The organism is Lentzea aerocolonigenes, from assembly GCF_000955955.1.
GTDB classification, from domain to species: domain Bacteria; phylum Actinomycetota; class Actinomycetes; order Mycobacteriales; family Pseudonocardiaceae; genus Lentzea; species Lentzea aerocolonigenes_A.
The window spans coordinates 1-5,062 of the sequence record NZ_JYJG01000158.1 but is presented as its reverse complement, the minus strand read 5'-3'; the positions used below and the strand labels follow the sequence as shown (position 1 = coordinate 5,062).

Annotated in this window: 5 protein-coding genes; 1 reads left to right on the top strand and 4 read right to left on the bottom strand. The window is 67.9% G+C overall.

Annotated features, from left to right (window positions below; translation table 11 throughout):
- The 4 genes from UK23_RS22825 to UK23_RS22810 form a co-directional block, all read right to left on the bottom strand.
- Positions 1 to 1,494: FAD-dependent oxidoreductase (locus tag UK23_RS22825; RefSeq protein ID WP_045313639.1), on the bottom strand; the 1,494-nt coding region annotated here is incomplete at its 3' end.
- A complete protein-coding gene (locus UK23_RS22820; RefSeq protein WP_231114627.1) occupies positions 1,491 to 1,946 on the bottom strand; it encodes a pyridoxamine 5'-phosphate oxidase family protein in 456 nt (151 codons plus the stop codon). The genes UK23_RS22825 and UK23_RS22820, both read right to left, overlap by 4 nt.
- Positions 1,939 to 3,471, bottom strand: a complete 1,533-nt coding sequence (locus UK23_RS22815) for an acyl-CoA synthetase (protein WP_045313638.1) — start codon at positions 3,469 to 3,471, stop codon at positions 1,939 to 1,941. The genes UK23_RS22820 and UK23_RS22815 overlap by 8 nt, the downstream gene beginning before the upstream one ends.
- A gap of 25 nt (positions 3,472 to 3,496) precedes the next feature.
- On the bottom strand, positions 3,497 to 4,525 hold the full coding sequence (locus UK23_RS22810) for an LLM class F420-dependent oxidoreductase (RefSeq protein ID WP_045313637.1): 1,029 nt from the start codon (positions 4,523 to 4,525) through the stop codon (positions 3,497 to 3,499).
- A 45-nt stretch (positions 4,526 to 4,570) separates the two neighbouring features.
- On the opposite strand from UK23_RS22810, the gene UK23_RS22805 reads away from it, so the two are divergent.
- The coding region (locus tag UK23_RS22805; RefSeq protein WP_045313640.1) for a Zn-ribbon domain-containing OB-fold protein at positions 4,571 to 5,062 on the top strand (492 nt) is incomplete at its 3' end.

Genomic DNA, 5,062 nt, shown 5'->3' with positions numbered 1-5,062 from the left:
GTAGTACGGCGGTGCCCACAGCGGGGCGAGACACGAGTTCGGGAAGACGGCCGGGTCGGTGTAGTAGTGGTCGTAGGCGCTGTCGCCGCGCTTGAAGTCGGGGTCGCGGCCGGTGAAGGCCTGGTTGTTGAACCGGGTGACGGTCGCCTTCAACGCGGTGCCGGGAACGCCGATCGCACCGGCCAGCCCGTCGAGCGACCAGTTCTTCACCACCGCGCCGGCCTGGTACCAGGCGTCCGGCAGCGGCAACGTGGGCGCGACGTCGGCGAACAGGTACCTGTTGCGGTAGTTCTGGTCGACGACGAGCCACGCGGGGATGCACGGGTCGGCGGGGTTCTTGTCGTACATGGTGTGCACGACGTCGCTGTACGGCGCGGCCTCGTTGACGAACCGCTGGCCAGCAGCGTTGATCATCAGGCCGCCGGGCAGGGTGCGTTCGGCGAGGCAGAAGTACGGCGAGCCGGGCGTCGGGATGACCGGGCCCCACCAGGAGTCGTCCATCAGGTCGAACGCCGCGCCGGCGCGCTGGCCCGCGCGGTGGCCGTCGCCGGTGTTCTCCTTGGCGCCGACCGTCCACTGTGTACCGATGGGCTGCCGCTGGTACTGGGCGCGCATGGCCGCGTTGTGTTCGAAGCCGCCCGAACCCATGATGACGCCACGCCGTGCTCGGACGAGCCCGCGCGAGGTCAGCACGCCACGCACCGCGCCGTTCTCCACGTGCAGGTCCTCAAGGCCGGTGTTGAGCCAGACCGGCACGTTCGACTGCATGAGACCCGCGCGCAGACCGCCTGCCAGCGCCTGGCCCATCGTCAAAGGCTTCTGGCCGGCCAGCGCCGCTGCCGTGCCACGGGCGAGTGCCGCTGCGGCCGTGGCGGCTCCCTTGGCGTTGACCAGGGCCAGTGCGAGCCACTTGTAGTCGGCGCCGTAGATGACCATGCCCGCCGGAGTGGCGAGGTAGGGGGCGTTGAGGTTCGCGAGCTCGGCACCGAGGACGCGGCCGTCGAGCATCTCCGGCTCGATCGACCGGCCCTTCGCGATACCGCCGGGGTACTCGGGGTAGTAGTCGCTGTACCCGTCCATGTGCCGGAACCGCAGCGGGCTGTTCCGCATGACGAACGAGATCATCTGCGGCCCGTACGTCAGGTAGGCCTGCTGCCGCATCACCGGGATGTCACCGACGACGGCCGCCATGTACTGCCGGGCCTTCTCCGGTGTGTCGGGGATGCCGGCGGCGAGGATGATCTCGTTGTTGGGGATCCAGATACCTGCACCTGACCTGGCTGCGGAACCGCCGAAGGTCGGCGCCTTCTCCACCACCACACAACTCAGGCCTCGTTTGGCGGCGGCGAGAGCGGCGGTCATACCGGCCGCGCCCGAGCCGACGACCACGACGTCGAACTCGCCGAGGTCTGCCGAGGCCGGTGAGGTCTTGACCAGTCCGGAGGCCAGCGCGAGACCGGCTCCGGCGAGCACCTGACGGCGGTTCAGGGTCATGAGGTCGCTCCAGACATCAGCTTCCGGTGGTCCCAGCTGGCCGTCCGCGTTGGACGGAAGATGACGGCGACGCGCCTGGACATGGCCTTGCGCAAAGCTTCTCGTTCAACGTCGCTGTCACCGACCTCGCCGAAGTTGCGCGCCACGACGGCGTCGACGACTCGGCCGAGGTCCGGGGTGAACTCGGTGACGCCCTCCATGTGCACGCCGCGCAGCTGGTCGTAGGTCTCCCCCGCCTCTGCGAGCACGCTGCAGCGAGGATCTCGTTGCAGGTTCACGATCTTCTGCGACTTGCGGTCCGTGCAGAACACGATCTCGCCGTCCAGCACCGCGAACCACATCGGTGCGAGGTGCGGCAGGCCGTTGCGGCCGATGGTGGCCACGATCAACGTCTTCTGCCCGGCCAGGAACTCCTCGACCTCGGCCGGGGTCATCTTGATCGCGTCACGCACTGCTTGAACTTTGCTCTTGGCTACGGAGCTTTCGCTTGTACAGCTTGCCGTTGGGGTCGCGCGGTAGCTCGGCCAGGTAGGAGATCGTCCGTGGCAGCTTGAACTTCGCGAGCCTCGTGCGGGCGAACTCCAGCAGCTCCTCGGTCAGTTCGTCATCGGGCTCGACACCATCGGCGGGCTGGACGACCGCCTTGATCTCCTCGCCCCAGTCCGGGTGCGGCACGCCGAACACGGCCACGTCCGCGACCTTGGGGTGACAGACGAGCTCACCCTCGATCTCCGCCGGGTAGATGTTCACCCCACCGGAGATGATCATGTCGTTCTTGCGGTCGCACAGGAACAGGTAACCGTCCTCGTCGAGATAGCCGATGTCCTGCAACGTGAAGAGCTTGCCGACGCGCGCGGCCTTCGTCTTCTCCGCGTCCTTGTGGTACTCGAACGTCGCGTCGCCCATCCGCATGTAGACCAGGCCGCGCTCGCCCACCGGCAGGTCGTTGCCGTCCTCGTCCAGGATCTTGATCTCCGACGTCGGCCACGGCAGTCCGACGGATCCGGGCTTGCGGAGCCATTCCTGTGCGGAGATCGCTGTCCCGCCGCCCTCGGTCGCGGCGTAGTACTCGATCACGACCGGTCCCCACCAGTCGAGCATGCGGCGCTTCACCTCGAGCGGGCACGGCGCGGCGCCGTGGATCATCGCGCGCAGCGAACCCATGTCGTACTTGACTTTGACGTCGTCCGGCAGTGCGAGAAGGCGGTGGAACTGGGTCGGCACCATGTGGCTGTGCGTGACCTTGTAGCGCTCGATCAGCCGCAACATGTCCTCGGGTGCCCAATGGTCCATGAGCACCGCGGTGTGGCCGAGCTGGATCGAGATCACGACGAAGTTCAGCACCGCCGTGTGGTACAGCGGCGACCCGCACAGGTGCACGTGACCGTCGTGCGGCTTGATCCCGAAGATGCCGAAGAACCACGGCGCCGACGGTGGGACCACGTCAGGATCCGCGCCGGTCAACGGCCTGCGCACGCCCTTCGGCCTGCCTGTGGTGCCTGACGTGTAGAGCATCGGCGAGCCGGCCGTGCGCACGTCCGGGCGTCCGGATTCGTCCTCGCCGAGCTTGCCGAGCAGCGTGAACCCGTCGATGTCACCGACGGAGTACTTGGCGTTGGCCGGCAGGCTCGCTGACGCCTCTGTCGCCGCTGCGGCGAACCGTTCGTGCGCCACGAACGCCTTGGCACCGCTGTCCTGCACGAGGTACGCGACCTCGGCCCCGGTCAGGTGCCAGTTGGCCATCACGACGTAGAGGCCGGTCTGGTAGGCGGCGAAGTACACCGCCACCAGTTCGGCGCTGTTCGGCAGCATCAGCACGATGCTGTCGCCGGGTTCCAGCCCCAAGGCCTGGAACCCGCGCCCGTAGCGGTCGGCCTGCGCCGCCAGCTCCCGGTAGGTGATCTCGCGACCGCTCGGATCGACCAGCGCGGTCAGGTCCGGCTGGTCGGCGGCGATGTTCCAGAGTCCAGTGACCACACCCTCAAAGTAGAACGCGTTTCACCTACTGACAAGCCTCAGAGACGGCCTTGATCGAGGCAACGTCACGACAGCCGACGATGAGCATCGTGACGCCCGCCTTCTCCCACCTCCCGATCTCGTCGCGGACGTGCTCGGCGTTGCCGACGATGCTGATCTCGGCCACCAGCTCGTCCGGAACCACCTGTGCCGCCTCGTCCTTGCGCCCTGCCTGGAACAGCCTGCCGATGTCCCGCACCACCTCGCCGTATCCCATGCGGGTGAAGACCTCGGCGTGGAAGTTCATGCCCGGCGCACCCATTCCGCCGATGTACAAAGCGACGAACGGCTTGAGCATCGCCCTGACCGCCACCGGATCGTCCGTCACGACGACCTGACAGGTGGCCGCGACCTCGAAGTTCTCCCTGCTACGGCCTGATGTGGCGAACCCGTCGTCGAGCCACTCGTCGTACATCCCGGACAGCCTGGGCGCGTAGTAGATCGCGAGCCAGCCGTCCGCGATCTCCGACGTCAGCGCGACGTTCTTCGGACCCTCCGCGCCGAGCCAGATCGGCAGATCGGCGCGCAGCGGATGGGTGATGGGCTTGAGCGGTTTGCCGAGCCCCAACGCGCCCGGCCCCTGATAGGGCAACGGGTAGTGCGGGCCGTCGTTGCGGACCGGCGCCTCGCGGGCCATCACCTGACGCAGGATGTCGACGTATTCCCTGGTCCTGGCAAGGGGTTTGGCGAACGGCCGCCCGTACCAGCCCTCGACGACCTGCGGGCCGGAGACGCCCAGGCCGAGCACGAACCGTCCGCCCGACAGGTGGTCGAGAGTCAGCGCGTGCATCGCGCAGGCCGCCGGTGTGCGTGCCGACATCTGCACGACGGACGTGCCGAGCCGGACCCGTCGGGTGTCGGATCCCCACCACGCCAACGGGGTGAAGGCGTCCGAGCCCCACGCCTCGGCCGCGAACACCGCGTCGAAGCCGAATTCCTCTGCCGCCGCCACGAGTTCGGGGGCGTTCGGGGGTGGCGCGGCACCCCAGTAGCCGAGCTGCAGACCGAGCTTCATGCACCCATCTTGCCACCATTTCGAGAACCTGTTTCACTTTGATCTGTGACTCGGCCACTGAGTGCTCCGCTCGACGTGGGCTTCGACTACACGCGCTCCACCGGCCCCACGCTGGGCCGGTTCCTCACGGATCTGCGCCGCCGCAAGGTGACCGGGATCCGCGGTTCCGACGGCCGGGTGCACGTGCCGCCGCTCGAGTACGACCCGGTGACCGCCGAGCGGCTCACCGAGTTCGTCGACGTGGCGTCGACCGGCGTGGTGCGCGGCTGGTCGTGGATCCCTTCACCGCTCGAAGGCCAGCCGTTGGACCGGCCGTTCGCGTGGGCGCTGATCCAGCTCGACGGCTCCGACACCTCGCTGCTGCACGCCGTGGACGCCGGAACCCCAGACGCGATGTCGACCGGCGCGCGCGTGCGGGCGCGATGGCGTGACGAGCGAGTCGGCGCGATCACCGACATCGAGTGCTTCGAGCTCTCCCCCGATGCCGTTGAGGCGTCTGCAAGTACCACCAACTCAGAGTTGGTGGTACTTGCCTCA